Source organism: Nostoc sp., from assembly GCF_035638895.1.
In the GTDB taxonomy this organism is placed as follows: domain Bacteria; phylum Cyanobacteriota; class Cyanobacteriia; order Cyanobacteriales; family Nostocaceae; genus Nostoc.
Window position 1 is genome coordinate 1 of sequence record NZ_DASQZC010000412.1, and the last position, 5,519, is coordinate 5,519.

7 protein-coding genes are annotated in these 5,519 nt (G+C 42.3%); 6 read left to right on the plus strand and 1 reads right to left on the minus strand.

The window, feature by feature from the left end:
* Positions 1–366 precede the first annotated feature (366 nt).
* The 6 genes from VE944_RS20525 to VE944_RS20550 all read left to right on the plus strand — a co-directional run bounded on the left by VE944_RS20525 (position 367) and on the right by VE944_RS20550 (position 3,949).
* Positions 367–1,089 carry a hypothetical protein gene (locus tag VE944_RS20525; protein ID WP_324981106.1) on the plus strand — a complete coding sequence of 241 codons (723 nt, stop codon included), beginning with the start codon at positions 367–369 and terminating at the stop codon, positions 1,087–1,089.
* A 684-nt stretch (positions 1,090–1,773) separates the two neighbouring features.
* Positions 1,774–2,367 carry a ParA family protein gene (locus VE944_RS20530; RefSeq protein WP_324981109.1) on the plus strand — a complete coding sequence of 198 codons (594 nt, stop codon included), beginning with the start codon at positions 1,774–1,776 and terminating at the stop codon, positions 2,365–2,367.
* Complete coding sequence (locus tag VE944_RS20535) at positions 2,364–2,762, plus strand: hypothetical protein (RefSeq protein WP_324981112.1); 399 nt, start codon at positions 2,364–2,366, stop codon at positions 2,760–2,762. The genes VE944_RS20530 and VE944_RS20535 overlap by 4 nt, the downstream gene beginning before the upstream one ends.
* A gap of 67 nt (positions 2,763–2,829) precedes the next feature.
* Positions 2,830–3,174: a DUF2281 domain-containing protein gene (locus tag VE944_RS20540; protein ID WP_324981115.1), complete on the plus strand. Its 345-nt coding sequence runs from the start codon at positions 2,830–2,832 to the stop codon at positions 3,172–3,174.
* A complete protein-coding gene (locus VE944_RS20545) occupies positions 3,174–3,620 on the plus strand; it encodes a PIN domain-containing protein (protein WP_324981117.1) in 447 nt (148 codons plus the stop codon). The genes VE944_RS20540 and VE944_RS20545 overlap by 1 nt, the downstream gene beginning before the upstream one ends.
* Before the next feature lie 146 nt (positions 3,621–3,766).
* A complete protein-coding gene (locus tag VE944_RS20550; RefSeq protein ID WP_324981120.1) occupies positions 3,767–3,949 on the plus strand; it encodes a hypothetical protein in 183 nt (60 codons plus the stop codon).
* Positions 3,950–4,412: 463 nt separating this feature from the next.
* On the opposite strand, the gene VE944_RS20555 is transcribed toward VE944_RS20550, so the two are convergent.
* On the minus strand, positions 4,413–5,405 hold the full coding sequence (locus VE944_RS20555; protein WP_324981123.1) for a tyrosine-type recombinase/integrase: 993 nt from the start codon (positions 5,403–5,405) through the stop codon (positions 4,413–4,415).
* Positions 5,406–5,519: the final 114 nt, after the last annotated feature.

A 5,519-nucleotide genomic window follows, 5' to 3' on the forward strand; every position in this document is an offset into this window, starting at 1 on the left:
TAAATACTCTAGTTTTTGTAGCGATACATACCCAAGATTTACGTTATCCTGCCAATTTTACTTAAAAATGGCTGAACCCTATATATAGTAGGAGTTTCCAGACCATCTTGCAGGTTTTTACTCATATCTCGGCTCAATACCATATAGCTTGTAAGTTCGCTGTGCTAATTCTGGGCTTCACTTTTTTAAAGTGCAAGCATTACAGCCTCAATGACAGTAATTTGGCATCACGACAAATAAAAAGTCACTGTACATCATTCTCCGCAATCACCGCAGACGTACAACGGCAGGAAGGTACAAAATATTATATTTTGGAGATGTCTATTGTAATAACGTTCATTCACGAGCAGCAAAGGAACTATAAGGATGAATCGCTTTTTATTTGCTCTAAGTAAGATTGCTATACCACTTGTCATCCTGGGTGTTAATAGTTGTATACCCAAGAGCGCCTTTGCACAATCTATTACTCTCAACGCCATAGACTCTGGTTGGTATAGCAGCGGTGGTTTCCATAGCCCAACAAATGAAAGTTACATTGTAGGTCGTCGTTACCCTCTTGACTACAATAACTTTTTTGTCTTCGATCTCTCAGGCGTTGAAAAGCCGATCGCAAGCGCCTTCCTTCGCATCTCTGACCCAGCAGATGGTTATAAAAGTCCTGACCCTACCGAAGCCTACACTCTCTTTGACGTGTCTACGCCTGTGTCCACCTTAAAAGCGGGGGGCTTCCCTTTGACCGACATCTACACTGACCTTGGTTCGGGCATCAGTTTCGGGTCACAAACAATATCAGCACAAGACAACAACTCAGTTGTCACTATCGCGTTGAACGCGACTGGCGTAGCGAGTTTAAACAGTGCCAGAAGTGAATTGTACGCCATCGGAGGTTCGATTACAACGATTTCTGGTCTGGATACTCAAAGTGTTTTTCAATCCACAGGCTTTGGTGATATTCGACAACTGATCATTACTCCTGTCCCCGCCACTGTAAGCGAACCTGCTAATAGCCCCCTCGTTGCCTTTAGTTTTCTAGGGCTAATTTGTGTGGCAACAGGGCATCGCAAGGCCAAGACAAAGGTGAGAAGTTAGACGTTGACAATAATGTTGTACAGTGACTTTTTATTTGTCGTGATGCCAAATTACTGTCATTGAGGCTGTAATGCTTGCACTTTAAGAAAGTGAAGCCCAGAATTAGCACAGCGAACTTAGGTGAATTCTAGTAATAAATTTACCATAGCCGTTGGTTTCGACTTCGCTCAACCAACTGAGTGGTCGAGAGTTGAGCGAAGTCGAAACTCGTTAACATAGGTATTTTTTTTATCAGAAATCACCTTACAAGCTATATCAACACGAATGGTTTCAAGCTTAGAGTCAGTAAGGGTTAACTCAATGACACGAATTTGTCTCAACGTTATTTAATTTGTCACTGTACAAGGCGTCACCGTGCCAAAAGAGATAATTTGTACGCTAAGGCTGAAACCAATAATGGGCAGGCTTTTCAACACGTGCTTTCTCCCATCATTTTTGTGAAATAACTATGGTTGTGCTGCTAGTTTTGATCAAGTCTGAACGAAAAATTGTCGTTTCAGACACTTGAAATTTTCTTAGCGTACAAAAAACCTTTTTTGGCACGGTGATGCCACGGTTGCTACTTAGGATATTTTTGAATTGGCGAAATGTTATATTGTCGCCAAGCTAACATTCTATAAATAAAGAAATACAAATTTTCGCCATTTTAAGAGTAAACTAGCAGCATTTACTGGAGTACATCTCGTGATAATCACCCTTGCCAGTTTCAAGGGAGGTGTTGCCAAAACAACAAGCGCCATCCATATTGCTTGCTTTCTATCTCAGCTAGGCAGTACTTTGCTAGTTGATGGCGACCCAAACCACAGTGCTACAGGATGGGCAAAGCGAGGGGCATTACCCTTTAAAGTTGTGGATTTACTACAAGCTCCTATGCACAGCCGTAATTTTGACCATGTAGTTATTGACACAGCCGCTAGACCAAGCCACGAAGATTTGGAAGCACTCGCAGATGGGTGTAATTTATTAATCTTGCCTACTACCCCTGATGCTTTAGCGATGGATGCACTGTTGCAAACTGTAAGCACTCTCAAATCATTGGGCAGCGATCGCTATCGTGTGTTGCTTACAATCATTCCCCCAGCCCCCCGCTTAACCGGACAGCAAGCACGCGAAGCATTAGAGGCAGAGGGAATACCACTATTTCAACATGGGATTAGACGATTTGCTGTTTATGAAAAAGCGGCACTGGAGGGGCTGCCAGTCTATCAAGTAAAAGACCGCAGCAGCAAAATAGCATGGCGCGAGTATCAACAGGTGGGCAAGGAGATATTGTCATGACCAAGCCTAGCCCTTTTAAAAAGTTATTTGAAACCAAAGAGGAACCAGAACAAGAGCCAGAACAACCGTCAGAAGCAACCACAGAGAGTAACGTGACACATACTCCAACACCACTTGCGCCAGCACCAACTCAAGATGAACCACGCAAACGTGGCAGACCTGCAACTGGAAAGCGGTCTGATGATGCTTGGATTGGGCGCACCTACTATGTGAAACGCTCAACAGATTTAGATGTAGAGGAGGAGTTACTCAAACTAAAAAGACGTGGCGTAGAGATTGATAAAAGCGAATTGGTAGATTTTCTCATGGCTGTATGGGTGAAATGGCAGCAAGGTGAAAATATAGATTTGCTAATTGGCGAATTTACGCCAAGGCGAAATTCTAAATTAGATTGATTGAGGCGTTTGTGATAATGAAAGATAAAGCCATTCCCGGTTTCCCTACAACAGAAACAATATTTTTATGACTATCAAAGAAATCCTGTTCCAAGAAATTGAATCCTCTCCAGAGTCACTTCTAGAAGAAACTCTTGATTTTCTACGCTTTTTGAAGACCAAGCTTGAATCAGTCAAAAAAGATACAGAACACCCGAAGATGACGGCAGAAACAACAGGTTCTGATACCCAGCAAGGACAAGAATCCAACCCAACTGATAGCCCTCAATTAGCGTATCGACCAGCTTCTGGACGTTCCATCCTCAGACACGCCGGAACCTGGGAAGGCGATGACTTCGATGAGTGTCTTCAGTCTGTTTACGCAACTCGTGGCAAAGCCAAGTTCGATTATGACTTAAATCCTTTTGAGTAATGTACCTACTTGATACAAACCACTGTAGCGCTATCATCCTCGGCGAACCAAACGTCATTCGTCGAATAGCTGAGGTTGGAGAATTAAACATCGCCACCTGCGTAATCGTGCAGGGAGAACTTACATACATGATGGAAAATTCTGCTCAGAGGGAAACTAATCTGGCTCGTTTGACAGAATTTCTTGAAGATATCCACATCTACAGTGTGAAAGAGGACACGGCTAATATTTACGGTCAACTCAAAGCAGCCTTGATGAGACAATTTGGCCCTAAAGAGAAAAGCAAGCGTAGAAAAACTCAGGTGACAGACTTGGGTTTTGATGAAAATGACCTTTGGATTGCTGCTGTAGCTCTACAACACCACGGTCTTACTGTTGTGTCAGCCGACAGCGACTTTCAGAGGATTCAGCAAGTAAGAGCATTGTCTGTTGAATCTTGGCTATAAATTTTATGTGCTGAGAAAGATTAAGGTCATTAGCAAGATTCAAGCTAAATAACAAATTAAGAAACTTAGTAATTAATTTCTTACCAAGTAGAGATTTAACTGTGTGACGGGGGCAATTGCAAAATTATATTAATTATACAATTGGTATGAATCAACCAATTGAAGACCAAGCAGCAATTGCGTTTACTCAGGGTTTTTATGATGGGCTGGGTTATAAAAACTCAGGCAATCAAGATTTATTTCAAAGAGCCTTTAATGAGGGTATGGTTGCCATTGAAATGGAAAATGTCTCACAAGGGTCAATACCAGTTTTGAAAAAAAAACTTTAAGTGAGAGTATCACGCTAAAAGAAACCACACCACTCATAACTGGCATTGAGGACGATGCGCTTACTAAGCTGCTCCTTAAATTTTTGAAACAATATTCTCGATGGTTTTTCAATGCTTCAAGAATTCGAGAATGGGGGTCTGAGCAATATGACTACGAAAGTTTTAGACAGTATTCAACGAATGAAATTAATCAGCGTCTTCAGTCTCTCTCTAACTCTAATAAAGTACGTATTAAAATTAGTAAGAAAGGAACAACATTATATGCAATCAAATAAACGGTCTAAGACAATATTTGAAAAGTTAGTAGTTGAGTAAAATATATCTCAGTGCTTGTCTCCTCCAAGTTGCCCTCAAAGATAGGAGAAAGGTTGATGGTGAACATTTCTGATAATCTTCCCTACTAGCTATTTGCTTTAACTTTAAAAATTGCTTTTCTGGATGCAGTCAAACTTCATCCTATTTCTTAAATCAATTCTGATATCGAGTCGCTCATCTGCTTTTGCAAACGCTGGCGGTTATCATCGTATTTCAATACCGTCTGCACTTGGGCGTGTCTGCTGAATCGCTGAGTTGCACGATAGTTGCCATTATTGAGATCCAATACTGTAGTAATCGCACTGTGGCGAACACGATGCGGTGACATCTTCTTAGTAATTCCGGCTTGTTTACATAGCCCGTCTACTAGTCGCCTGATTGCCTCTCCGGTTAATCTATTTCCATTCTTGTGGTATGCCAGCACTGTGAAAAGGGGTTCATTGCTACGTTTCTTCTTACTGGCTTTTATCCAACTGGCGATTGCGTCGGTAGTTTTCTCCGATAAATCAAGAACTTCCTTCTGGCTACCCTTGCCTTTACCCAGGATTGCAAGAGTTTTCTCTTTGGCGTTAAAGTCACGCACATTTAGATTGACTATCTCCTGACGACGCAAGCCATTATCCCAAAGTAACCGCATAATGGCATAATCGCGCTTGCCCTTAAGAGTACTGCGGTCAACCAACGCTATAACTAGGGCATAGTCCTCGGCTGGAATACCCATTGTGTCACGGTAGGTTTCGACCTTCTCACCTTTGACATCATCCAGGGAGAAATTGCACACTCCCAGCCGTCGCCCCATCTCAACCATTGACTTGATAGCACTAAGGCGACGATTCACAGTAGCTTCAGCCAGTTTTTTCTTGATGAGGTGTGCCTTGTACTTGAAAACCACAGCAACAGCATGACGCTGTTCCAGGTGAAGAAACTCTAACACTAAGTCCCGGCTGGGTTCTTTCTTGGCAATGAACAGGAAGAAATCTTTCAGGTCTTTTTGGTATTCGCGCTTAGTGTTCAGCGATCGCTTATCACCAATCAACTGCTGAATAACGTCGGGGTCATTTTCTAAGGAAAAGTCCTCACCGATCGCCAAGGAGAGCGAGTTTTCTAGAACACTAAGATTTTCTGGGTGGATCTGTGTCATTGGTTAGTCAGCAGCACAGGGGCAGCGTCAGTTTAATGCTATTTCAACATCTTAGTTGTAAAGAGCGTGTTTATTACTCTCAGTGGTGCGAAAAGAGCTATTGTCGCACTATCT